At 49.1% G+C, this 22,451-nt stretch carries 39 protein-coding genes; 2 read left to right on the top strand and 37 right to left on the bottom strand.

Annotated features, from left to right (window positions below):
• Position 1: 1 nt before the first annotated feature.
• The 24 genes from rpsM to rpsJ all read right to left on the bottom strand — a co-directional run bounded on the left by rpsM (position 2) and on the right by rpsJ (position 11,172).
• Positions 2-358, bottom strand: a complete 357-nt coding sequence (gene rpsM, locus ABSH60_RS07860) for a 30S ribosomal protein S13 (RefSeq protein ID WP_013573704.1) — start codon at positions 356-358, stop codon at positions 2-4.
• 148 nt (positions 359-506) lie between these two features.
• Positions 507-623 carry a 50S ribosomal protein L36 gene (rpmJ, locus tag ABSH60_RS07865; RefSeq protein ID WP_012768118.1) on the bottom strand — a complete coding sequence of 39 codons (117 nt, stop codon included), beginning with the start codon at positions 621-623 and terminating at the stop codon, positions 507-509.
• Positions 624-656: 33 nt separating this feature from the next.
• The gene (gene secY, locus ABSH60_RS07870) at positions 657-1,988 is read right to left on the bottom strand and encodes a preprotein translocase subunit SecY (protein WP_034793668.1); all 1,332 of its coding nucleotides are present in this window, start codon (positions 1,986-1,988) and stop codon (positions 657-659) included.
• Between the two features lie 7 nt (positions 1,989-1,995).
• Positions 1,996-2,430, bottom strand: coding sequence for a 50S ribosomal protein L15 (rplO, locus tag ABSH60_RS07875; protein ID WP_056778046.1), 435 nt, complete (start codon positions 2,428-2,430; stop codon positions 1,996-1,998).
• Between the two features lie 3 nt (positions 2,431-2,433).
• Positions 2,434-2,613, bottom strand: coding sequence for a 50S ribosomal protein L30 (gene rpmD / locus ABSH60_RS07880; protein ID WP_013573701.1), 180 nt, complete (start codon positions 2,611-2,613; stop codon positions 2,434-2,436).
• A 6-nt stretch (positions 2,614-2,619) separates the two neighbouring features.
• Positions 2,620-3,120 (bottom strand): 30S ribosomal protein S5, encoded by a 501-nt coding sequence (gene rpsE, locus ABSH60_RS07885; RefSeq protein ID WP_013573700.1) that lies wholly within the window; start codon positions 3,118-3,120, stop codon positions 2,620-2,622.
• 14 nt (positions 3,121-3,134) lie between these two features.
• Complete coding sequence (rplR, locus tag ABSH60_RS07890) at positions 3,135-3,488, bottom strand: 50S ribosomal protein L18 (protein WP_034793671.1); 354 nt, start codon at positions 3,486-3,488, stop codon at positions 3,135-3,137.
• 9 nt (positions 3,489-3,497) lie between these two features.
• Entirely contained in the window at positions 3,498-4,031 is a 534-nt protein-coding gene (rplF, locus tag ABSH60_RS07895) for a 50S ribosomal protein L6 (RefSeq protein WP_056778041.1), read from the bottom strand.
• Between the two features lie 13 nt (positions 4,032-4,044).
• Positions 4,045-4,437, bottom strand: coding sequence for a 30S ribosomal protein S8 (rpsH, locus tag ABSH60_RS07900; RefSeq protein ID WP_013573697.1), 393 nt, complete (start codon positions 4,435-4,437; stop codon positions 4,045-4,047).
• Positions 4,438-4,470: 33 nt separating this feature from the next.
• Complete coding sequence (rpsN, locus tag ABSH60_RS07905; RefSeq protein WP_013573696.1) at positions 4,471-4,776, bottom strand: 30S ribosomal protein S14; 306 nt, start codon at positions 4,774-4,776, stop codon at positions 4,471-4,473.
• A 13-nt stretch (positions 4,777-4,789) separates the two neighbouring features.
• Positions 4,790-5,329, bottom strand: a complete 540-nt coding sequence (gene rplE, locus ABSH60_RS07910) for a 50S ribosomal protein L5 (RefSeq protein WP_013573695.1) — start codon at positions 5,327-5,329, stop codon at positions 4,790-4,792.
• A 14-nt stretch (positions 5,330-5,343) separates the two neighbouring features.
• Positions 5,344-5,658: a 50S ribosomal protein L24 gene (gene rplX, locus ABSH60_RS07915; protein ID WP_056778037.1), complete on the bottom strand. Its 315-nt coding sequence runs from the start codon at positions 5,656-5,658 to the stop codon at positions 5,344-5,346.
• An 11-nt stretch (positions 5,659-5,669) separates the two neighbouring features.
• Positions 5,670-6,041, bottom strand: coding sequence for a 50S ribosomal protein L14 (gene rplN, locus ABSH60_RS07920; RefSeq protein ID WP_008457164.1), 372 nt, complete (start codon positions 6,039-6,041; stop codon positions 5,670-5,672).
• Between the two features lie 169 nt (positions 6,042-6,210).
• Positions 6,211-6,465 (bottom strand): 30S ribosomal protein S17, encoded by a 255-nt coding sequence (rpsQ, locus tag ABSH60_RS07925; protein WP_056778032.1) that lies wholly within the window; start codon positions 6,463-6,465, stop codon positions 6,211-6,213.
• On the bottom strand, positions 6,465-6,656 hold the full coding sequence (gene rpmC, locus ABSH60_RS07930) for a 50S ribosomal protein L29 (RefSeq protein WP_013573692.1): 192 nt from the start codon (positions 6,654-6,656) through the stop codon (positions 6,465-6,467). Before rpmC ends, rpsQ begins: the two co-directional genes overlap by 1 nt.
• Positions 6,656-7,066, bottom strand: coding sequence for a 50S ribosomal protein L16 (gene rplP / locus ABSH60_RS07935; protein WP_009639183.1), 411 nt, complete (start codon positions 7,064-7,066; stop codon positions 6,656-6,658). The genes rpmC and rplP overlap by 1 nt, the downstream gene beginning before the upstream one ends.
• A 12-nt stretch (positions 7,067-7,078) precedes the next feature.
• The gene (gene rpsC / locus ABSH60_RS07940) at positions 7,079-7,777 is read right to left on the bottom strand and encodes a 30S ribosomal protein S3 (protein ID WP_056778028.1); all 699 of its coding nucleotides are present in this window, start codon (positions 7,775-7,777) and stop codon (positions 7,079-7,081) included.
• A 17-nt stretch (positions 7,778-7,794) separates the two neighbouring features.
• Positions 7,795-8,127, bottom strand: a complete 333-nt coding sequence (gene rplV, locus ABSH60_RS07945; RefSeq protein ID WP_004391423.1) for a 50S ribosomal protein L22 — start codon at positions 8,125-8,127, stop codon at positions 7,795-7,797.
• A gap of 14 nt (positions 8,128-8,141) precedes the next feature.
• Positions 8,142-8,420 (bottom strand): 30S ribosomal protein S19, encoded by a 279-nt coding sequence (rpsS, locus tag ABSH60_RS07950; RefSeq protein ID WP_004929772.1) that lies wholly within the window; start codon positions 8,418-8,420, stop codon positions 8,142-8,144.
• Positions 8,421-8,434: 14 nt separating this feature from the next.
• Complete coding sequence (gene rplB, locus ABSH60_RS07955; protein ID WP_056778025.1) at positions 8,435-9,259, bottom strand: 50S ribosomal protein L2; 825 nt, start codon at positions 9,257-9,259, stop codon at positions 8,435-8,437.
• Between the two features lie 19 nt (positions 9,260-9,278).
• Entirely contained in the window at positions 9,279-9,581 is a 303-nt protein-coding gene (gene rplW / locus ABSH60_RS07960; protein ID WP_056778023.1) for a 50S ribosomal protein L23, read from the bottom strand.
• Entirely contained in the window at positions 9,578-10,183 is a 606-nt protein-coding gene (rplD, locus tag ABSH60_RS07965; protein WP_056778021.1) for a 50S ribosomal protein L4, read from the bottom strand. Before rplD ends, rplW begins: the two co-directional genes overlap by 4 nt.
• A 16-nt stretch (positions 10,184-10,199) precedes the next feature.
• A complete protein-coding gene (gene rplC / locus ABSH60_RS07970) occupies positions 10,200-10,829 on the bottom strand; it encodes a 50S ribosomal protein L3 (RefSeq protein ID WP_056778020.1) in 630 nt (209 codons plus the stop codon).
• A gap of 31 nt (positions 10,830-10,860) precedes the next feature.
• Positions 10,861-11,172, bottom strand: coding sequence for a 30S ribosomal protein S10 (rpsJ, locus tag ABSH60_RS07975; RefSeq protein WP_009639175.1), 312 nt, complete (start codon positions 11,170-11,172; stop codon positions 10,861-10,863).
• Between the two features lie 426 nt (positions 11,173-11,598).
• On the opposite strand from rpsJ, the gene ABSH60_RS07980 reads away from it, so the two are divergent.
• The gene (locus ABSH60_RS07980; RefSeq protein ID WP_390973446.1) at positions 11,599-12,423 is read left to right on the top strand and encodes a prepilin peptidase; all 825 of its coding nucleotides are present in this window, start codon (positions 11,599-11,601) and stop codon (positions 12,421-12,423) included.
• Between the two features lie 25 nt (positions 12,424-12,448).
• On the opposite strand, the gene bfr is transcribed toward ABSH60_RS07980, so the two are convergent.
• The 11 genes from bfr to fkpA all read right to left on the bottom strand — a co-directional run bounded on the left by bfr (position 12,449) and on the right by fkpA (position 20,816).
• Entirely contained in the window at positions 12,449-12,928 is a 480-nt protein-coding gene (bfr, locus tag ABSH60_RS07985; RefSeq protein WP_056778014.1) for a bacterioferritin, read from the bottom strand.
• Positions 12,929-13,013: 85 nt separating this feature from the next.
• The gene (gene bfd / locus ABSH60_RS07990; RefSeq protein WP_056778102.1) at positions 13,014-13,208 is read right to left on the bottom strand and encodes a bacterioferritin-associated ferredoxin; all 195 of its coding nucleotides are present in this window, start codon (positions 13,206-13,208) and stop codon (positions 13,014-13,016) included.
• A gap of 145 nt (positions 13,209-13,353) precedes the next feature.
• On the bottom strand, positions 13,354-14,538 hold the full coding sequence (gene tuf / locus ABSH60_RS07995; protein ID WP_122097336.1) for an elongation factor Tu: 1,185 nt from the start codon (positions 14,536-14,538) through the stop codon (positions 13,354-13,356).
• A 71-nt stretch (positions 14,539-14,609) separates the two neighbouring features.
• Positions 14,610-16,724, bottom strand: a complete 2,115-nt coding sequence (fusA, locus tag ABSH60_RS08000) for an elongation factor G (RefSeq protein WP_056775179.1) — start codon at positions 16,722-16,724, stop codon at positions 14,610-14,612.
• A gap of 96 nt (positions 16,725-16,820) precedes the next feature.
• The gene (gene rpsG, locus ABSH60_RS08005) at positions 16,821-17,291 is read right to left on the bottom strand and encodes a 30S ribosomal protein S7 (protein ID WP_005969574.1); all 471 of its coding nucleotides are present in this window, start codon (positions 17,289-17,291) and stop codon (positions 16,821-16,823) included.
• 96 nt (positions 17,292-17,387) lie between these two features.
• Positions 17,388-17,762: a 30S ribosomal protein S12 gene (rpsL, locus tag ABSH60_RS08010; protein WP_013573668.1), complete on the bottom strand. Its 375-nt coding sequence runs from the start codon at positions 17,760-17,762 to the stop codon at positions 17,388-17,390.
• A gap of 143 nt (positions 17,763-17,905) precedes the next feature.
• Positions 17,906-18,193, bottom strand: coding sequence for a sulfurtransferase complex subunit TusB (tusB, locus tag ABSH60_RS08015; protein WP_056775182.1), 288 nt, complete (start codon positions 18,191-18,193; stop codon positions 17,906-17,908).
• 13 nt (positions 18,194-18,206) lie between these two features.
• Entirely contained in the window at positions 18,207-18,566 is a 360-nt protein-coding gene (tusC, locus tag ABSH60_RS08020) for a sulfurtransferase complex subunit TusC (RefSeq protein ID WP_056775186.1), read from the bottom strand.
• 22 nt (positions 18,567-18,588) lie between these two features.
• Entirely contained in the window at positions 18,589-18,981 is a 393-nt protein-coding gene (gene tusD / locus ABSH60_RS08025) for a sulfurtransferase complex subunit TusD (protein WP_082465728.1), read from the bottom strand.
• Positions 18,978-19,700, bottom strand: coding sequence for a transcriptional regulator (locus ABSH60_RS08030; RefSeq protein WP_056775190.1), 723 nt, complete (start codon positions 19,698-19,700; stop codon positions 18,978-18,980). The genes tusD and ABSH60_RS08030 overlap by 4 nt, the downstream gene beginning before the upstream one ends.
• Positions 19,701-19,964: 264 nt before the next feature.
• Positions 19,965-20,816, bottom strand: a complete 852-nt coding sequence (gene fkpA, locus ABSH60_RS08035; RefSeq protein WP_056775194.1) for an FKBP-type peptidyl-prolyl cis-trans isomerase — start codon at positions 20,814-20,816, stop codon at positions 19,965-19,967.
• Positions 20,817-21,108: 292 nt separating this feature from the next.
• On the opposite strand from fkpA, the gene ABSH60_RS08040 reads away from it, so the two are divergent.
• Entirely contained in the window at positions 21,109-21,327 is a 219-nt protein-coding gene (locus tag ABSH60_RS08040; RefSeq protein WP_056775197.1) for a protein SlyX, read from the top strand.
• Between the two features lie 72 nt (positions 21,328-21,399).
• On the opposite strand, the gene slyD is transcribed toward ABSH60_RS08040, so the two are convergent.
• Positions 21,400-22,005 (bottom strand): peptidylprolyl isomerase, encoded by a 606-nt coding sequence (gene slyD / locus ABSH60_RS08045; protein WP_056775200.1) that lies wholly within the window; start codon positions 22,003-22,005, stop codon positions 21,400-21,402.
• A gap of 200 nt (positions 22,006-22,205) precedes the next feature.
• A complete protein-coding gene (locus ABSH60_RS08050; protein WP_056775203.1) occupies positions 22,206-22,409 on the bottom strand; it encodes a YheV family putative zinc ribbon protein in 204 nt (67 codons plus the stop codon).
• Positions 22,410-22,451 lie beyond the last annotated feature (42 nt).

Consider the following 22,451-nt stretch of genomic DNA (forward strand, 5'->3'; position numbering starts at 1 on the left):
ATTATTTCTTGATCGGTTTACGCGGACCCTTACGGGTACGTGCGTTAGTCTTGGTACGCTGACCGCGTACTGGAAGACCACGACGATGACGCAAACCACGATAAGTTCCAAGGTCCATAAGACGCTTGATGCTCAGGGTGACTTCACGACGCAGATCACCTTCAACAATGAACTTGGCAACTTCGTCACGCAGTTTTTCGATTTGCTCTTCAGACAGCTCACTGATCTTAACATTTTCAGCAATACCGGATGCAGCACAGATAGACTGTGAGCGGGTTTTACCGATGCCGTAGATCGAAGTTAATGCGATCACGGTATGTTTTTGATCAGGAATGTTAATGCCTGCTATACGGGCCACTATGCACTCCTACTATTTATATACGGCAATACCATTCTGAAAAGCCCGTTTTCAGGATACTCAAATAGTATTGCTGCTTACATACAAAAGATTGGCTGGCTAATCTAGCCAGCTCAACCCAACTTTGCAAGAAAAATATGCGAGATAATCAGCCTTGACGCTGTTTATGCTTCGGTTCTGCGCTGCAGATTACGCGAACGATACCGTTACGCTTAACAATTTTGCAGTTACGACATAATTTCTTGACGGAAGCACGAACTTTCATTTTTACTCTCCGTAACTTCTCAAACGCACCAGATTAGCGGTTGTAGCCTTTCAGGTTTGCTTTCTTCAATGCAGACTCGTACTGACTTGACATCATCAGAGTTTGCACTTGAGCCATAAAGTCCATAATGACAACGACTACGATGAGTAGAGAAGTACCACCAAAGTAGAATGGAACTTTCATCGCGTCACGCATGAACTCCGGGATAAGGCAGATGAAAGTAATATACATCGCACCAATTAAGGTTAAGCGAGTCATTACTTTATCGATGTACTTCGCCGTTTGCTCTCCCGGACGAATTCCTGGTACAAATGCACCGGACTTCTTCAGGTTATCTGCTGTCTCACGCGGGTTGAACACCAGCGCAGTATAAAAGAAACAGAAGAAGATGATTGCAGTCGCATAGAGTAACACATAAAGCGGTTGTCCAGGCTGCAAATACAGCGAAATCGTAGTCAGCCAGTTCCAACCAGTCCCGCCCCCAAACCATGATGCAATCGTGGCAGGGAACAGAATTATGCTGGAAGCGAAGATTGCAGGGATGACCCCAGCCATATTCACTTTCAACGGTAAGTGCGTGCTCTGTGCTGCATAAACACGACGACCTTGTTGGCGTTTAGCGTAGTTAACGACAATACGACGTTGGCCACGTTCAACAAACACCACAAAGAAAGTCACTGCAAACACTAAAACTGCAACCAACAGCAACAGGAGGAAGTGCAGGTCGCCTTGCCGAGCTTGTTCGATAGTATGGGCAACTGCTGGCGGGAGACCCGCTACGATACCTGCAAAGATAATGATTGAAATACCGTTACCGATACCTCGTTCAGTAATCTGTTCACCCAGCCACATCAGGAACATTGTCCCGGTAACTAAGCTCACCACTGCAGTAAAGTAGAACGCAAAGCCTGGATTTAACACCAAGCCCTGCATACCAGGCATATTCGGAAGACCGGTAGCAATACCGATCGACTGAAACACTGCCAATACCAGCGTACCGTAGCGGGTATACTGACTAATCTTACGACGGCCAGCCTCCCCTTCTTTCTTAATTTCTGCTAACGCCGGATGAACCACCGTTAAGAGCTGGATAATAATCGATGCCGAAATGTACGGCATGATTCCCAGAGCAAAGATAGAAGCACGGCTAAGAGCACCACCAGAGAACATGTTAAACATTTCAATGATGGTGCCTCTTTGCTGTTCGAGCAATTTGGCAAGTACAGTGGCATCAATACCAGGGATCGGAATAAAAGAGCCGATACGGAAAACAATCAACGCACCGATAACAAACAAAAGTCTGCGCTTCAGTTCGCCTAGTCCACCCTTGGCACTTTGGAAATCTAACCCCGGTTGCTTAGCCATCTGCTACTTATTCCTCAATTTTACCGCCAGCAGCTTCGATAGCAACACGAGCGCCTTTGGTGACACGCAAACCACGCAGAGTTACCGCACGACCGACTTCGCCTGAAAGGATTACTTTCGCGAATTCAATCTGGATACCAACTACGTTAGCGGCTTTCAGCGCGTTCAGGTCGATCACGTCGCCTTCCACCAGAGCCAGTTCAGACAGACGAACTTCTGCCGTGATCATAGCTTTGCGGGAGGTGAAGCCGAATTTCGGCAAACGACGATATAAAGGCATCTGACCACCTTCAAAACCACGACGTACGCCACCGCCAGAACGTGAGTTCTGACCTTTGTGACCACGACCAGCGGTTTTACCCAGGCCAGAACCAATACCACGACCTACACGCTTAGGCGCTTGTTTGGCACCATCAGCCGGAGACAGAGTATTTAAACGCATCTCTTACTCCTCAACCTTAACCATGTAGGAAACCAGGTTGATCATACCGCGTACAGCAGGAGTATCCTCGCGCTCAACGGTGTGACCAATACGACGCAGACCCAGACCAAGCAGAGTAGCTTTATGCTTCGGCAGACGGCCAATGGAACTGCGAGTTTGTGTAACTTTAATAGTCTTTGCCATGGTTAATTACCCCAGAATTTCTTCAACGGATTTACCACGCTTGGCAGCGACCATTTGTGGGGATTTCATATTTGCCAGAGCATCAATAGTTGCACGAACCACGTTAATTGGGTTTGTAGAACCATAAGCTTTAGCTAATACGTTATGAACCCCTGCAACTTCCAGGACGGCGCGCATTGCACCACCGGCAATAATACCGGTACCTTCGGAAGCCGGCTGCATGAACACACGGGAACCCGTATGAGCACCTTTAACAGGATGCTGCAGGGTGCCGCTATTCAGCGCGACATTCATCATGTTGCGACGGGCTTTTTCCATCGCTTTCTGGATCGCTGCCGGAACTTCGCGTGCTTTGCCGTAGCCAAAACCAACGCGACCGTTACCATCACCAACTACTGTCAGTGCGGTAAAGCTGAAGATACGGCCACCTTTTACGGTTTTAGATACGCGGTTTACCGCGATCAGCTTTTCCTGCAGTTCGCCAGCTTGTTTTTCGATGTGAGCCATCTTAAACCTCTTCCTTAGAACTGAAGGCCAGCTTCACGGGCAGCATCTGCCAGTGCCTGGACTCGACCATGATATTGGAAACCGGAACGGTCAAAGGATACTTTCGTGATCCCTTTTTCCAATGCGCGTTCTGCGATAGCTTTACCTACAGCAGTGGCAGCATCTTTGTTGCCGGTATACTTCAGTTGCTCAGTAATAGTTTTTTCTACAGTAGATGCAGCAACTAATACTTCAGAACCGTTTGGTGCGATAACCTGTGCGTAAATATGACGCGGGGTACGATGTACCACCAGGCGAGTCGCACCCAATTCCTTGAGCTTGCGGCGTGCGCGGGTCGCACGACGGATACGAGCAGATTTCTTATCCATAGTGTTACCTTACTTCTTCTTAGCCTCTTTGGTACGCACGACTTCGTCGGCGTAACGGACACCCTTGCCTTTATAAGGCTCAGGACGACGGTAGGCACGTAAATCCGCAGCAACCTGACCAATGACTTGTTTATCAGCGCCTTTCAGCACGATTTCAGTCTGGGTAGGACATTCTGCAGTAACGCCTTCCGGCAGTTGGTGCTCGACTGGGTGAGAGAAGCCTAAGGCCAAATTCACCACATTGCCTTTAACAGCAGCACGATAACCAACACCTACCAATTGAAGCTTTTTAGTGAAGCCGTCGGTAACACCTATAACCATAGAGTTCAACAGTGCACGAGTGGTACCCGCTTGGGCCCAGCCGTCTACAAAACCTTCGTTCGGACCGAAGGTCAGTGTATTTTCTTCCTGTTTAACTACAACGGCGTCATGGATAGTACGTGACAGCTCGCCGTTTTTACCCTTAATCGAAATAACCTGACCGTTGAGTTTTACCTCTACGCCGGCAGGAATGACGACGGGTGCTTTTGCAACACGAGACATGCTTTCCTCCCGATTAAGCTACGTAGCAGATAATCTCGCCACCAAGACCAGCCTGGCGAGCTGCACGATCAGTCATAACACCTTTAGAGGTAGAAATAACAGCGATACCCATACCGGCCATAACCTTTGGCAGCTCATCTTTTTTCTTGTAGATGCGCAGACCAGGGCGGCTGATACGTTGAATGCTTTCTACCACTGCCTTGCCCTGGAAGTACTTCAGTACTAATTCCAGTTCAGGTTTGGCGTCGCCTTCGATTTTAAATTCTTCAATGTAGCCTTCTTCCTTCAGCACGTTGGCAATAGCCACTTTCAGCTTGGAGGAAGGCATGGTGACCGCAACTTTGTTCGCGGCTTGACCGTTACGGATACGGGTCAGCATATCCGCGATCGGATCTTGCATGCTCATCTGTCTTTACTCCCGTGATTCAATTGGTGACAATTACCAGCTAGCCTTTTTAAGACCCGGAATTTCACCGCGCATAGCGGCTTCACGGACCTTAATACGGCTCAACCCGAACTTCCGCAGGAAAGCATGCGGACGACCAGTTTGACGGCAGCGGTTACGCTGACGAGACGGGCTGGAATCACGCGGCAGAGACTGCAGCTTAAGAACTGCATCCCAACGATCTTCGTCGGATGAGTTCACACCAGAGATAATAGCTTTCAATTCCTCGCGTTTAGCGCGGTATTTATCAGCCAGTTTTACGCGAACGACTTCGCGTGCTTTCATGGATTGCTTAGCCATTAGTAACCCTGCCTTACTTGCGGAACGGGAAGTTAAAGGCTGTCAGCAATGCACGGCCTTCATCATCGGATTTCGCAGTAGTGGTGATAGTAATATCTAAACCACGAACGCGATCGACTTTATCATAATCGATTTCCGGGAAGATGATCTGTTCACGCACGCCCATGCTGTAGTTACCACGACCATCGAAAGACTTAGCAGACAAGCCGCGGAAGTCACGAATACGTGGAACAGCAATGGAGACCAGACGCTCAAAGAACTCCCACATGCGTTCGCCGCGGAGGGTTACTTTACAGCCGATCGGATAGCCCTGACGGATTTTGAAGCCTGCAACTGATTTGCGTGCTTTGGTGATCAACGGTTTTTGACCGGAGATTGCTGCCAGGTCAGCTGCTGCGTTATCCAGCAGTTTCTTGTCAGCGATCGCTTCACCAACACCCATGTTCAGGGTGATCTTCTCGACCCGAGGGACTTGCATGACAGAATTGTAACCAAACTCAGCCATGAGTTTTTTTACGACATCGTCTTTGTAGTAATCATGCAGTTTCGCCATCGTACTACTCCAAATTACTTGATAGTTACGCTGTTAGACTTGAAGAAACGTACTTTTTTGCCGTCTTCGAATCTAAAGCCTACACGGTCCGCCTTGCCAGTTGCCGTGTTGAAGAGTGCAACGTTAGAAACCGGAATTGCAGCTTCTTTTTCAACGATGCCGCCTGGTTGGTTCAGGGCCGGTACAGGCTTCTGATGTTTCTTAACCAGGTTGATACCTTCAACAATGACCTTACCAGAAGTCAGGACATTTTTAACTTTACCGCGCTTACCTTTATCTTTACCGGTAAGCAGGATAACTTCGTCATCACGACGGATTTTCGCTGCCATGGTTTCGCTCCTTAGAGTACTTCTGGTGCCAGAGAGATAATTTTCATGAACTTCTCATTACGCAGTTCACGAGTTACCGGCCCAAAAATACGCGTGCCGATTGGCTGTTCGCTGTTATTGTTTAAAATAACGCAAGCATTACCATCGAAGCGAATGACAGAACCGTCCGGGCGACGAACACCCTTCTTGGTGCGCACCACTACCGCCTTCAGCACATCGCCTTTCTTCACCTTACCGCGAGGAATTGCTTCCTTGATGGTAATTTTGATGATGTCGCCGACGCCTGCGTAGCGACGGTGCGAGCCACCTAGAACCTTGATACACATTACGCGACGTGCACCGGAGTTGTCGGCCACGGTCAGCATAGTCTGTTCTTGGATCATGTTAGTGCTCCGCTAATGTCAACTACAACTTAGGACCCAGGATAGGTCATTAAGAAATCCCCACAATATGAGGGCGCGGCATTATAACACCGGTTCCCGATTATGGGTAGAAAAAATAAACGGCCCACGTACATGAGCCGTTTATTTGTTTTTGAGAAGCGCTACTGTATTACAGAATCGCTTTCTCTACAACGCGAACCAAGGTCCAAGACTTAGTCTTAGACAGTGGACGGCATTCGCTGATTTCTACAACGTCGCCGATACCACATTCATTGTTCTCGTCATGTACGTGCAATTTGGTCGTACGTTTGATGAATTTACCGTAAATCGGGTGTTTCACCACACGCTCAATCGCAACAACCATGGATTTCTCCATTTTGTCACTGATTACACGACCCTGCAGAGTACGGATCTTATCAGTCATTACGCACCCGCCTTTTCAGTCAGTAAAGTTTTCACACGTGCAACATCACGACGCACTTGTTTCAACAGGTGTGTTTGCTGCAACTGACCGCTTGCCGTTTGCATGCGCAGGTTAAACTGCTCACGCAAAAGGTTCAGCAACTCAGTGTTCAGCTCTTCCACGCTTTTTTCGCGCAGCTCTTGTGCTTTCATTACATCACCGTCTTAGTTACAAAGGTGGTTTTGATAGGCAGTTTGGCTGCTGCCAGCTGGAAGGCTTCACGAGCCAGCTCTTCAGGCACACCGTCCATTTCATACAGGACTTTACCAGGCTGAATCAAAGCAACCCAATACTCTACGTTGCCTTTACCTTTACCCATACGAACTTCGAGCGGTTTCTCGGTGATCGGTTTGTCCGGGAATACTCGGATCCAGATCTTACCTTGACGCTTAACTGCACGGGTCATCGCACGACGTGCTGCTTCAATTTGACGAGCAGTCAGACGACCACGGCCAACAGCTTTCAGACCGTAAGTGCCGAAGCTCACATCCGTACCTTGCGCAAGACCACGGTTGCGGCCCTTGTGCACCTTACGGAATTTTGTACGCTTTGGTTGTAACATCAGCGACTCTCCTTACTTGCGGCCTTTACGCTGCTGCTTTTTAGGTTGAGCAGCCGGTTCCGGTTGTTCAACTGCAGCCATACCACCCAGGATCTCACCTTTGAAGATCCATACCTTAACGCCGATTACACCGTAAGTGGTGTGCGCTTCAGATGTGTTGTAATCGATATCCGCACGCAGAGTATGCAACGGAACACGACCTTCACGGTACCATTCGGTACGCGCGATTTCAGCACCGCCAAGGCGGCCGCTTACTTCAACTTTGATACCTTTAGCGCCAAGACGCATTGCGTTCTGTACAGCACGCTTCATAGCACGACGGAACATAACACGACGTTCCAGCTGTGAAGTGATGCTGTCAGCAACCAATTTTGCGTCCAGTTCCGGTTTACGGATTTCGGCGATGTTAATCTGCGCAGGAACGCCAGCGATATCCGCTACGACCTTACGCAGTTTTTCGACATCTTCACCTTTCTTGCCGATTACGATGCCAGGACGAGCGGTGTGAATAGTCACACGGATGCTCTTCGCTGGACGCTCGATAACGATGCGAGAAACGGAAGCTTTCGACAATTCCTTAGTCAGGAACTGGCGAACTTTAAAGTCGCTGTCCAGGTTGTCAGCGAAATCTTTGGTATTTGCATACCAAGTAGAATTCCAAGGTTTGACAATACCTAGGCGAATACCATTAGGATGTACTTTCTGACCCATTGCTAGTCTCCAGAGTCTCAGCGATCGGACACAACCACAGTAATGTGGCTGGTGCGCTTCAGGATGCGATCTGCACGACCTTTAGCACGCGGCATAATGCGCTTCATGCTTGGGCCTTCGTCTACGAAAATCTTCGTGACTTTCAGATCATCGATGTCAGCGCCATCGTTGTGTTCTGCGTTAGCAATGGCAGACTCCAGCACCTTCTTAACCAGACCAGCAGCTTTCTTGTTGGTGTAGGCTAAAGTTTCCAGAGCTTGCGACACTTTCTTACCGCGGATCAGGTCAGCAACAAGGCGGACCTTCTGAGCAGAAGAACGAGCGTGGCGATGTTTAGCTATAGTTTCCATCTCTTCCTCCTACCTTAGCGCTTTTTAGCTTTTTTATCAGCCGCATGGCCGCGATAAGTACGAGTCGGCGCGAATTCACCCAGTTTGTGACCGACCATTTCATCGGAAACGAACACTGGTACGTGCTGACGACCATTATGGACAGCGATGGTCAAACCGATCATGTTAGGAAAGATCGTTGAACGACGGGACCAAGTGCGCAAAGGCTTCTTGTCACCGCTTTCCACCGCTTTCTCTACCTTCTTCAGCAAGTGCAGGTCAATAAAAGGACCTTTCTTGAGAGAACGTGGCATGGCTTATCCTCTAATTATTTTTTACTACGGCGACGTACAATGAATTTATCAGTACGCTTGTTGCTACGGGTCTTCTTACCTTTGGTTTGAACGCCCCACGGAGTTACCGGGTGCTTACCAAAGTTACGACCTTCACCACCACCGTGTGGGTGATCGACTGGGTTCATCGCAGTACCGCGAACGGTAGGACGAATACCACGCCAACGACTTGCACCTGCTTTACCCAGAACGCGAAGCATATGTTCAGAGTTACCGACTTCACCTAAGGTGGCGCGGCAATCAATCTGAACTTTACGCATTTCGCCAGAGCGCAGACGCAGAGTTACGTAGGAACCGTCACGAGCAACGATCTGAACGTAGGCACCAGCTGAGCGAGCCATCTGGCCGCCTTTACCTGGTTTCATTTCTACGTTGTGAACCGTTGAACCTACTGGGATGTTGCGCATAGGCAGGGCGTTACCTGTCTTGATTGCAGCATCAACGCCAGATTGGATCTGGTCACCCACTTTCAGGCCTTTCGGCGCCAGGATATAACGGCGTTCACCGTCTTTGTACAGAACCAGCGCGATATTCGCGGAACGGTTCGGATCGTACTCCAGACGCTCAACCACTGCAGCGATGCCATCTTTGTTGCGTTTAAAGTCAACAAGACGGTAATGCTGTTTGTGGCCACCACCGATATGACGGGTGGTGATACGGCCATTGTTGTTACGGCCACCGCTTTTGCTCAGTTTTTCAAGCAGCGGGGCATAAGGTTTACCCTTGTGCAGCTCAGGGTTAACCACTTTAACAACGTGGCGACGACCCGGAGATGTAGGTTTACATTTAACAATTGCCATTGTTTCTTACTCCTCCGACTTACTCAGCGCCGCTGATGAAGTCCAGATTCTGGCCTTCTTTCAGGGTGACGTAAGCTTTTTTCCAGTCGCTACGACGACCAACACGCTGACCCTGACGTTTCACTTTGCCTTTAACCAGCAAGGTGTTTACGTCTTCGACTTCGACTTCAAACAGTTTCGAAACCGCAGCTTTGATTTCTGCTTTAGTCGCGTCTTTGGCAACTTTGAGTACGATGGTGTTGTTCTTTTCCATCGCGGTAGAAGCTTTTTCAGAAACGTGCGGCGCGCGCAGCACTTTCAGCAGACGTTCTTCACGAATCATGCCAGCATCTCCTCAACTTGCTTCACAGCGTCAGCAGTCATAACCACTTTGTCGAAGGCGATCAGGCTTACTGGATCGATACCTGCTACATCGCGAACGTCAACCTTGTACAGGTTACGTGCGGCCAGGAACAGATTCTCGTCGACTTCGCCAGTTACAATCAGCACGTCTTCCAGAGCCATGTCTTTCAGTTTCTGTGCCAGCAGCTTAGTTTTAGGCGCTTCTACAGAGAACGATTCGACAACGATCAGACGATCTTGACGTACCAGTTCGGACAGAATGCTTTTCAGCGCGCCGCGGTACATCTTTTTATTTACTTTTTGACTGTGGTCCTGTGGCTTTGCAGCGAAGGTTACACCACCGGAACGCCAGATTGGGCTCTTTACAGAACCTGCACGCGCACGGCCAGTACCTTTCTGACGCCAAGGTTTTTTACCGGAACCAGTTACTTCAGCACGGGTCTTCTGAGCGCGAGTACCTTGACGGGCACCTGCTGCATAAGCAACAACGACCTGGTGTACAAGCGCTTCATTGAAATCACGCCCGAAGGTAGTTTCGGAAACAGTCAGCGCGCTTTGCGCGTCTTTCACTACTAATTCCATTCCTATCTCCTCGACGTTAAGCCTTAACAGCAGGTTTAACGATCAGGTTGCCACCGGTAGCACCCGGAACAGCACCCTTGACCAGTAGCAGGTTGCGCTCAGCATCAACACGTACTACATCCAGGCTCTGAACGGTTACACGTTCGTTACCCAGTTGGCCTGCCATTTTCTTACCTTTGAACACTTTACCTGGAGTCTGGTTCTGACCGATTGAACCATGTCCACGGTGTGCCAAGGAGTTACCGTGGGTAGCATCTTGGGTACGGAAGTTCCAGCGCTTAACTGTGCCAGCAAAACCTTTACCTTTAGAAGTACCGGTAACATCGACTTTCTTAACGTCTGCGAAAATTTCAACGCTAATGTTCTGACCTGCAGTAAATTCTTCACCTTCTGCAAGGCGGAATTCCCACAAACCACGGCCAGCTTCTACGCCAGCTTTAGCGAAGTGACCCGCTTCTGGTTTGGTTACACGGTTAGCTTTTTTGCTACCAGTAGTAACCTGCACAGCACGGTAACCATCGTTGTCCAGGTCTTTGACCTGAGTAACGCGGTTTGCTTCAATTTCGATAACGGTTACTGGGATTGAAACGCCATCTTCTGTGAAGATACGAGTCATGCCCACTTTCTTACCGACTAAACCAATCATTGTTTCAACCTCTCAATCGTCAATGACCTGATTAACCCAGGCTGATCTGCACGTCTACACCAGCAGCCAGATCCAGACGCATCAGAGCATCAACGGTTTTCTCGGTTGGCTCAACGATGTCAACCAGACGCTTGTGAGTACGAATTTCATACTGATCGCGCGCATCTTTATTGACGTGCGGAGAAATCAGAATTGTAAAACGCTCTTTGCGGGTCGGCAGCGGGATTGGACCACGAACTTGCGCACCAGTGCGCTTCGCAGTCTCAACGATTTCCGCAGTTGATTGATCGATCAAACGATGATCAAACGCTTTCAGGCGGATACGGATTCTTTGGTTCTGCATGAGACCAGAGCTCCAATTATTTTAAACGTAAATGATTACTCCTCAAACCCATTTCGATTGATGGGAGAGTGTAATCGTTCTTCACATAACCCCCATATCGGGAGTATTGTTGACCAGCGAGTTGCCTCAGTGGCCAGCTGATTCAGATTGAATCAGGCTTACCAATATTAGGTAAGCCCGCGCATTATACGTAAACCGTCAGATTAAGCAACTGCCAATCCAGAGAATGTGTGTTTATTTTGCGCGCCCTCTTTGCGCTGTTCATCCTGCATCACACTCAATGATGTGTTCCATCAATAGTTATCAGCGGTCATATCAATGTCGTAATGCATTCATAGTTAACAACGAATTCTCTAGACCCCTGGCTCCTGTCTATCCACTATCTGCCCTGGTAAATCTCATCGCATCAGGAAAGTGGGGGCAATCATGGCGGAACTTCTACAAAGCATACTCAAGTCTGGCAGTTTACTTTCTTTCGCTATTCATGCCTCATCTTTGATATTCGGGGCAATTTTTGGCGGCGCTTTAACGATCACCGCACGCCGACTTCACCTCGCAACTAACTCGAACGACGATTTGCAACCGAGCGCCGATACATTCAGGCTGGCACCGCATCGCCCCATAACAAAATCAGGTCTTCGAGCCAGACGCTCCATAAGATTATCCAACTGCCCATTTTTCATCGGGCTTTGCATTTTCCTTCAGGAGTCGAGATCTAAGCGTGTTTTGCTTAATGGAGGAGCTTGCGGAATACTGTTGCTTGGTGTTTCTTTTACCCTCCCCTTCTCATTAGCCCTTTTATCAGTCTTGTGGCTCACGGGGTTTCTTCTGATTCTGAGCATGATCGACTATTACACCCTCAGGCTGCCAGATGCACTGACTCAACCTTTATTGTGGTCCGGCTTACTGATAAGTGTGTCCGGGGTGGGGATATCACCGGAGTCCGCCATATCCGGATCGGTATGTGGATATCTGTCTTTATGGGGACTTTATTGGTTGTTCAGGTTTTTTTCGGGGAAGGAAGGCGTTGGATATGGCGACTTTAAACTGCTTGCAGCTATCGGAGCCTGGACAGGTTGGGAGGCGCTGCCTCTTGTCTGTACTCTGGCCGCATGTTCGGGAATGGTATTTTCGATATTTTGGAAAAAAAATGGGGACGCTGAAAAGCAAATACCTTTTGGTCCTAGCCTTTCAGCTGCAGGCTTTCTTATCTACACCAGCCAGAAAAGTGAAATGCTCTGGCTGATGTAATATTCTTGGGTTCTACTCAAGACCGTTACTGTGATTCTTCTTTCAATTGCGACTGAATATAGTTTTGCAGTCCGATGCGTCCAATTAACTCGATCTCTGTTTCCAGCCAGTCGATGTGATGCTCCTCATCGGCCAGAATGGTGATCATCATATCGCGACTGACATAATCATGGACGGAGTCTGCATATGAAATTGCCTCACGCAGATCTTTCGCACCTTCTAATTCCAGAAGCAAATCTGACTTCAGCATCTCTTCAACATCTTCACCAATGTTGAGTTTGCCTAAATCCTGCAAATTTGGTAGCCCTTCAAGGAACAAGATACGCTCAATGTAGATATCAGCATGTTTCATTTCGTCTATCGATTCATGATACTCGATACCATTAAGACGCATCAGCCCCCAGTTTTTGAACATACGCGCATGCAAAAAATACTGATTGATAGCAACCAGTTCATTTCCAAGAAGTTTATTGAGGTGTGCAATGACTTTTTTATCGCCTTTCATAGGTAACTCCTCCGTTCCGGTATCTAAAGCGTAGATCCGGTACAGAGTAAGTCAAAAAAAAGGCACACTTTTTAACGAAGTATTTTTACGCGATGTTTTTGAACTCGGGAATCTGCTGCAACTCATCTTCCATTATCTGACGTGCTGCGCGTACACATTTGCCACATTGAGTCCCGACCGGCACAAAATTCCTGAGCTGTTGAAACGTTTGAGGCTGGTAACGTCTTACTGCCTGTCTGATTGTTTTATCACTGACTGAATTACACAAACACACGTACATATAAACCACACCTCGCATATAACTTCCTTTAACTTTAAATGAGAATGGTTATTATTGCAAATGTGGTGCGTATACTTTTGACTCATTTTCAGGCAATAAAAAAGGGTGCCGAAGCACCCTCTTTTTTGCTCTTAATTATCAGCGATTAAGCGATAACTTTAGCAACAACACCAGCGCCTACAGTACGGCCGCCTTCACGGATTGCGAAACGCAGACCGTCATCCATCGCGATTGGGTGGATCAGAGTAACAACCATGTTCACGTTGTCACCAGGCATTACCATCTCAACGCCTTCTGGCAGTTCGATAGTACCGGTCACGTCAGTTGTACGGAAGTAGAACTGTGGACGGTAGCCTTTGAAGAATGGAGTATGACGACCACCTTCTTCTTTGCTCAGGATGTACACTTCGGAATCAAACTTAGTGTGTGGTTTGATTGAACCTGGTTTAGCCAGAACCTGACCACGTTCGATGTCTTCACGTTTGATACCACGCAGCAGAACACCAACGTTCTCACCAGCACGGCCTTCGTCCAGCAGTTTGCGGAACATTTCAACGCCGGTACAAGTAGACTTAACAGTGTCCTTGATACCCACGATTTCAACTTCTTCGCCCACTTTAACGATACCGCGCTCTACACGACCGGTAACAACTGTACCACGGCCGGAGATGGAGAATACGTCTTCGATTGGCAGCAGGAACGGCTTATCGATAGCACGCTCTGGCAATGGAATGTAGCTGTCCAGTGCTTCTGCCAGTTCGATGATTTTCGCTTCCCAAGTTGCATCGCCTTCCAGTGCTTTCAGCGCTGAACCTTTGATGACTGGGATGTCGTCGCCTGGGAATTCGTAAGCAGAAAGAAGTTCACGAACTTCCATTTCTACCAGTTCCAGCAGCTCTTCATCATCAACCATGTCGCATTTGTTCATGAACACGATCATGAATGGAACGCCAACCTGGCGACCCAGCAGGATGTGCTCACGGGTCTGAGGCATAGGGCCATCAGTTGCAGCAACAACCAGGATAGCGCCGTCCATCTGAGCAGCACCGGTGATCATGTTTTTCACGTAGTCGGCGTGCCCTGGGCAGTCAACGTGCGCGTAGTGACGAGTCGGGGTGTCATATTCAACGTGTGAAGTGTTGATGGTGATACCACGAGCTTTTTCTTCTGGTGCGTTATCGATCTGGTCGAATGCGCGTGCAGAACCGCCGTAGGTTTTAGCCAGAACGGTGGTGATTGCTGCAGTCAGGGTAGTTTTACCGTGGTCGACGTGGCCGATAGTACCAACGTTAACGTGCGGTTTGTTACGTTCAAATTTTTCTTTAGACACGGCTATATTCCTTACTCTTGTGCTCTCCCTTCATAGAGAGAGCACGGGATCATTGTGTTTAAAACTGTGGCTTATTTGCCACGAGCTTCAATAACGGCCAGGGCCACGTTATTCGGCGCATCATCATACTTCAGGAATTCCATGGAGTAAGATGCACGGCCTTTAGTCAGTGAACGCAGCTGAGTCGCATAACCGAACATTTCGGAAAGCGGAACTTCGGCATGAATCACAACGCCAGTAGCGTTAGAATCTTGGCCTTTCAGCATACCACGACGACGGCTAAGGTCACCGATGACGTCACCAGTGTTCTCTTCTGGAGTTTCTACTTCAACCTTCATGATCGGCTCAAGCAGAACTGGTTTCGCTTTCTTAAAGCCATCTTTGAAGGCAATAGAAGCGGCCAGTTTAAACGCCAGCTCAGAGGAGTCAACGTCGTGGTAAGAACCGAAGTGCAGACGCACACCGAGATCTACTACTGGGTAACCCGCCAGAGGACCTGATTTCAGCTGTTCCTGGATGCCTTTGTCAATCGCAGAGATGTATTCGCCAGGAATTACACCACCCTTGATTTCGTTGACAAACTCGTAGCCTTTCGGATTCGAGCCTGGCTCCAATGGATACATATCGATCACAACGTGACCGTACTGACCACGACCACCAGACTGCTTGGCGTGTTTACCTTCAACGTCAGTCACTTTGGAGCGAATCGCTTCACGGTAAGCAACCTGCGGCTTACCTACGTTCGCTTCAACGTTAAACTCACGACGCATACGGTCAACCAGGATATCCAGGTGAAGTTCACCCATACCTGCGATGATAGTCTGACCAGATTCTTCGTCAGTCCATACGCGGAATGATGGGTCTTCTTTCGCCAGACGGCCCAGAGCCAGACCCATTTTTTCCTGGTCAGCTTTGGTTTTTGGTTCTACCGCAACGGAGATTACCGGTTCAGGGAATTCCATGCGCTCCAGAATGATCACGTTATCCGGATCACACAAGGTATCACCAGTAGTCACGTCTTTCAGACCGATCGCTGCAGCGATATCGCCCGCACGAACTTCTTTGATTTCTTCACGCTTGTTAGCGTGCATCTGAACGATACGACCCAGACGTTCACGCTGTGATTTCACTGGGTTAAATACAGTGTCACCAGAATTGACGAGACCGGAATAAACACGGAAGAACGTCAAGTTACCCACGAATGGGTCAGTAGCGATTTTGAACGCCAGAGCAGAGAACGGCTCAGCATCGTCAGAATGGCGAACTGCCGGAGTATCTTTACCGTCATCCAACATACCGTTGATTGCTTCAACGTCAGTTGGTGCTGGCAGATATTCAACAACAGCATCCAGCATTGCCTGTACGCCTTTGTTTTTAAACGCAGAACCACAGGTAACCAGGATAACTTCGTTGTTCAGAACGCGCTTACGCAGAGAAGCTTTGATCTCTTCTTCAGTCAGCTCTTCGCCACCAAAGAATTTCTCCATCAGCTCATCAGAACCTTCAGCAGCGGACTCAACCAGTTTCTGACGCCATTCTTCAGCCAGTTCTTGCATATCAGCTGGGATCTCTTCGTATTCGAAGGTCACGCCCTGATCTGCTTCGTTCCAGTTGATAGCTTTCATTTTCACCAGGTCAACAACACCGGTGAATTTCTCTTCCGCGCCGATTGCCAGTTGCAGAGGCACCGGAGTTGCGCCCAGACGTTTTTCAATCTGGTCAACAACTTTCAGGAAGTTAGCACCCATACGGTCCATTTTGTTAACGAACGCGATACGTGGAACTTTATATTTGTTTGCCTGACGCCATACGGTCTCAGACTGTGGCTGAACACCACCAACTGCACAGTAAACCATTACCGCGCCATCAAGAACACGCATGGAACGTTCAACTTCGATGGTGAAGTCAACGTGTCCTGGGGTGTCAATGATGTTGATGTGGTGTGGTTCAAACTGCTTAGCCATACCAGACCAGAAACAGGTTGTCGCAGCGGACGTGATGGTAATACCACGTTCCTGCTCCTGCTCCATCCAGTCCATGGTGGCTGCGCCGTCATGAACTTCACCGATTTTGTGGTTTACACCGGTGTAGAACAGAACACGTTCGGTAGTAGTTGTCTTACCGGCGTCGATGTGAGCACTGATACCAATGTTACGGTAGCGCTCAATGGGTGTTTTACGAGCCATTTGATTCCTCTATAACTAGGACGTTCAAGTTCGGTTAAGCCAAGCGGGTTGGCTTCTTGAAGCGCCCGCTTGGTTAGCATAACTACAGCGAAGTGATTACCAGCGGTAGTGGGCGAACGCCTTGTTGGCTTCAGCCATACGGTGAACGTCTTCACGTTTCTTAACTGCAGTACCTTTGTTCTCTGCAGCATCAGAAAGTTCGTTCGCCAGGCGGAGAGCCATGGATTTATCACCGCGTTTACGAGCAGCTTCAACGATCCAACGCATTGCCAGAGCATTACGACGAACCGGACGGACTTCTACTGGAACCTGATAAGTAGAACCACCTACACGGCGGGACTTAACTTCGACAGTCGGACGAACGTTGTCCAGTGCGACTTCGAAAGCTTCCAGGTGGCCTTTACCGCTACGTTGAGCCAGGGTCTCAAGAGCAGTGTAGACGATTGCTTCTGCAGTAGATTTTTTACCATCTACCATCAGAATGTTGACGAATTTTGCCAGCAGTTCGGATCCGAACTTAGGATCTGGCAGGATTTTACGTTGACCAATGACGCGACGACGTGGCATGGAAATACTCCGTTGTTAATTCAGGATTGTCCAAAACTCTAAGAGTTTATTTTGACAGTAATGTGAAAATGTTTGGCCTTACTTAACGGAGAACCATTAAGACTTCGGCTTTTTAACGCCGTATTTAGAACGAGATTGCTTACGATCCTTAACGCCTGAACAGTCCAGCGCGCCGCGGACGGTGTGATAACGCACACCTGGCAAGTCTTTTACACGACCGCCACGGATCAGGATCACGGAGTGTTCCTGAAGGTTATGACCTTCACCGCCGATGTAGGAGGTAACTTCAAAACCGTTAGTCAAACGCACACGGCATACTTTACGCAATGCGGAGTTTGGTTTTTTAGGAGTGGTGGTATATACACGGGTACATACGCCACGTTTCTGCGGGCAAGCTTCCAGCGCTGGAACGTTGCTTTTAGCAACCTTCGTAGAGCGTGGTTTGCGTACCAGCTGATTAATTGTTGCCATTAAAAAGCTCCTGGATTTTGGTTCATAAACTACTTTGTAAACGCGTGATAAATCGCCCCATAAAAAGCATTAGCTAATATGGGGACGCAGAATTTTAGAGCTGACCTTGGAGGGTGTCAAGAAATATACAGCACATCATAGATTCACCAAGCGGTTTGCTGGGCATGTTTCTCCGTCAGCGCGACGAAACCAGTATAGTCGATCAGGGTAATATTGTGTGATATTTGACCAACCAATCCTCTGGCGGCCAAATCCTCGCTTAGCACATAGACACTTTGTACATGCTGAAAAAGCAGCTCGCACGCCTCACTGCCTTCGAGGGAAGCCAGCACACCATCTTGCATCAACAGCAGGGCATCATCCTGAGTCACCAGTTTAACAAGCAGCGGGAAATCACAGTGTTGCGGGGAACGGGCAAGAGTAAAAAGCATCGGAATTCCTGATTCAGAAAGTCAGCACCACATCATATTCAGCCAGTTGGCGACGGATTTCGGCGACAGACAGCGGCGCAACATCCAGCACCCAATCCTGCGTAACAGACAATCCTCTTGCTTTTAAAGATGCCGAACAGACATAGCACTGATCGACGTCGTAAAGCGATAACACGCCAAATGTCGCGATATAATTGCGCGCTAATATTTTTTCGGGCTGCTGGCCTGGGATCAGCTGAAACACACCATCCGCCATGAAAAAGACGCCAATGTCTTCGGTCAGGGCAGAAGTTGCCAGCAATGCATCAAGACCTTCGCGACCGGCAGATGTACCGTGAGGTCCCTGCGTGAAAATAAACGCCACCTTCTTCATCGTTGTTTTCCGCTCAGACACATCAGAATTGCACCATACGATCGCAGGTCAGTGACGCTTCTGCGAGACTGCCCAATCCGGTGAGGTTGAAGCCGGGTTGCAGGTTGGTCTGACCATGCCCCTGATTATGCGCTTCCGTTTCATCGATCACTCCCCGACGCAATGCCGCAGCAATGCATACATTGAGCGCAACCTGATGATCGGCCGCCATTCTTTGCCATGAACGAACCAAATCGAATTCATCGGAGGCCGGGGCAGAAAGCAAATTGCCGTTCAACACTCCATCCCGATAGAAAAACACGCTGTCGAGTTGATGACCGCTGGCGATCAAAGCCAGCGCAAACTGATAAGCGGCGCTGGCTTGTTGTGTTCCATAAGCCGGGCCGGTCACCAGGAGGCAATAACGCAGTTTCAACGCTCATTCCCCACCAGGTCACCGCTTTTAAACTGGCGGATATACAGGTAGACCGTGTGTTTGGAAATATTCAGCCGGTCAGCGACCTGATTGATAGCATCTTTAATATCAAAAATACCTTTTTCATAAAGATTCAGAACCACCTGACGGTTCTTCGCATTGTTAGACACATTACGGTCAGCGTTCACTTCTTCAATCGTGAATTCGAGCGTTTGTGCGACCAGATCGTCAACAGATGACGCGAAGTTAACCGAAGGTGCCACTTCCTGCGTTTCAGGCGGCATAAAGGTTTGAATGATTTGCGAGAAAGGTACGTCAAGATTCATGTTGATACACAACAGCCCCACCACGCGCTGTTCGCGATTGCGAATGGCGATAGTGACTGACTTCATCAACACACCGCTTTTTGCGCGGGTGAAATAGGCTTTGGAGACATTGCTGTCCGCCCCGGTCATGTCATGCAACATGCGCAGCGCCAGATCCGTAATAGGCGAACCAATCTTACGGCCTGTGTGTTCACCGTTGGCAATTCGCACGGCGGAACATTTCAGATCTTCCAGCGAGTGAAGAACAATTTCGCAATGCTCACCAATAAGCATCGCCAGTCCGTCCACGACGGCCTCGTAGGAAGACAAAATTTCGTGATCGACCTGGCTAAAAGGACGTTGGTCCAGCAAATCCAGTTCGCCGGTTTCGCCAGTTATAAGCGAATTAGACATTGAAGCTACCACCCTCTACATCGCGCCTTCTCATGGGAGCCAGGGCGCATTATTCATCATTCCAGGTTCGTTACTGTACCAAAACTACAGAAAAAACGGTCTGGCGAGTTTACGGATCTGTGACGTTATGCCCGACGGACAGAAGCGTCAAGTAATCATCATAGAGTAACCGCAGTAAAAAGAGGGATTGGTTGCGATAAAAGTTACCCGCGAAAAAAAACCGCCGCATTATGCGACGGTTCGTTGTAGCAACTGTGCTTTCGCTTAGTTTGCTTTTGGCGCTGCTTCAGCTTCAGCTGGTTTTTCAGCTGCTTTAGGATCTGCTTTCGGTGCAGCCTTCACGTCCAGCAGTTCAACGTCGAACACCAGAGTAGAATTCGCTGGGATCCCCGGAACGCCGGTTTTGCCGTAGGCCAGTTCCGGTGGAATGACCAGCTTGATTTTGCCGCCTTTCTTGATGTGTTTCAGGCCTTCGGTCCAGCCTGGGATCACGCCATCAAGACGGAAAGACAGTGGCTCGCCGCGGGTATAAGAGTTATCAAACTCTGTACCGTCGGTCAGGGTACCTTTGTAGTTCACGACAACGGTGTCGCTGTCTTTAGGTGCCGCGCCAGTACCTGGTTTTTCTACCTGATACATCAGGCCAGATTCCGTCTTCTTCACGCCTTTTTCTTTAGCGAAATCAGCACGGAATTTGTCACCTTTGTCGGAATTCGCTTTAGCATCCTGTTCCATCTTAGCTTGTGCAGAAGCTTTCACACGGCCTTCGAAGGTTTGCAGGGTTTTCTCGATTTCCTGATCTGACAATTTGCTCTTGTTCGCAAACGCATCCTGAACACCGGCGATCAACTGGTCTTTATCCAGTTTGATGCCCAGTTTTTCTTGTTCTTTCAGCGAGTTGTCCATGTAGCGACCCAGTGAAGCGCCCAGCGCGTAAGCCGCCTGCTCATCATCACTTTTAAACTTAGAGGCTTCTGCTGCAGGTGCAGCAGCTGGCGCGGTGGCAGCAGGTGTTGCCGCTGCGGCCGGTGCAGTTTCAGCAGCCATAACCTGAGTCGCGTTCAGGGCGATTGCCATGGTCGTTGCCAGCAGGGTGACTTTAAACAGTGATTTCATCCATTTCTCCAGGACCAGAAGTTTATGACCTCTGGTAATCATTACGAAAGTTCGGCGGTTACTATAACTGTCCGTCTCACGACAAAACAATCTCTATACACGCCATTAGCGTCTATTTCAGACCTTTTACGCATCAATTAGTTTCGCGAAACCGTTGAAAAACGAAGGTTGAGCGCCACAGTTGTCAGGTAATTCGCCGTATTTGCAGGTAGAATCGGCCACCTAATTGCAGGATGAGGTTCCGGTCAGTGCTCAATCTGATCAACTTGAGCCACACGATGAGGTAACAATGATGAACTCAAATACCGTTGAACAGCGTCTGGAAATGCTGGAAAACAAACTGGCTTTTCAGGAAGTCACCATCGAAGAGCTGAATATGATCGTGACGCAACACCAGCTGGAGATGAGCCGTTTACATGATCATCTGCGTCTGCTGACGGACAAACTGCGCGCCAGCCAGCCGTCAATGATTGCCGATCAGTCGGAAGAAACTCCGCCGCCACATTATTGATAACGTTCCCTGACCCAGTAAAAAGGCGCCCATCAGGCGCCTTTCTTATTTACCGCGACAGCGGGCGTGCGATCAATGACAACCGCAGCCGCCGTTGCCGCCGCAACCGCCTTTCTTCGCTTCATCATGGCCGTGATCGTGATCATGGCTGTGACCGTGGCCACCGCAGCAACCGTCACCATGTTCGTGATCGTGACCATGGTCGTGGCCGTGTTCGCCATGAACGTGACCATGCGCCAGTTCTTCTTCAGTCGCTTCACGGATAGCAACCACTTCAACGTGGAAGTTCAGATCCTGACCCGCCAGCATGTGGTTGCCATCGACAACAACGTGGTCGCCGTCAACTTCAGTGATTTCGACCGGAACCGGGCCCTGATCGGTGTCAGCCAGGAAACGCATACCCACTTCCAGCTCTTCAACACCCATGAACACGTCTTTAGGAACGCGCTGAACCAGATTTTCATCGTAGTTGCCATAAGCGTCATTCGCGCCAACGTGCACGTCGAATACGTCGCCGATGGCATGGCCTTCCAGCGCCGTTTCCAGACCGGAGATCAGGGAGCCATGGCCGTGCAGATAATCCAACGGTGCGCTCACCGGAGATTCATCAACCAACACACCGTCTTCTGTACGTACCTGATATGCCACGCTGATGACCAGGTCTTTAGATACTTTCATGATAACTCCTACCGTTGGAAACTTAATTTGTTGTATGCGGACGTCTTAACAACGTACGCAACGTCAGTTAAGACTAATTCAGTGACGGTCACTTTTCGATGAGATCATCCTGAAAAGCGATACCGGATAAATTTGGCGAAGAGTGTAGCGGAAATCCGCGCCGCTGTACCCTACAGCATAAAAAAACGCGGCTATTAACGCTACTTTGGATCGAAAATACCGATCACCTGCTCTTCCGGACGCAGCTTCTTACTGACCTGCGCATCCGTCTGGCGCTGATGGTGGCCGCACGTCATGCATTCCACCACTTCAACCTGATCTTCCGTCCATAACGCCAGCGTATCCAGCGCCTTACATTTCGGACACACCGCGCCGGCGATAAAACGTTTACGGGTAGTAGCCATTGTTACTTCTCCTGAAATTAACGACATTGCGTCTGGTCAGTT

The sequence above is a fragment of the Rahnella sp. R3(2024) genome (genome assembly GCF_042920125.1).
Classification (GTDB): Bacteria; Pseudomonadota; Gammaproteobacteria; order Enterobacterales; family Enterobacteriaceae; genus Rahnella; species Rahnella rivi.